The sequence below is a fragment of the Chryseobacterium sp. SIMBA_029 genome, assembly GCF_046535275.1.
Lineage (GTDB): Bacteria > Bacteroidota > Bacteroidia > Flavobacteriales > Weeksellaceae > Chryseobacterium.
Genome location: NZ_JAWRXA010000942.1, coordinates 1 through 229, shown reverse-complemented (window position 1 = coordinate 229; position 229 = coordinate 1). Strand labels below are relative to the sequence as shown.

Below are 229 nucleotides of genomic sequence, written 5' to 3'. Positions count from 1 at the left end.
AGGAATCGCGGCGTCGAGGTCGCGAAAGTGCGGGAGGGCATGGGTGAGGGCCGCACACTCAGCGCGCAGGCCGCGAAAGCCGAAAACATGGTGGATGGCGTGGCGACCCTTGATGAAGTAGTGCGCAAGCTCGCGAAACAGGTCGGCCAGGGCAAACCAGCCGCGCCGCCGTCGCGGGCGGCAGTGTCCAGGACAGGGTCGCGCATCGACGGGTACCAGCGCGTGATCG

At 67.7% G+C, this 229-nt stretch carries 1 protein-coding gene; it reads left to right on the top strand.

The annotated features are described in order from the left end of the window. Positions 1-229 (top strand): hypothetical protein (locus SB679_RS26600; protein WP_410705461.1); only part of this gene is annotated, 229 nt, incomplete at both ends.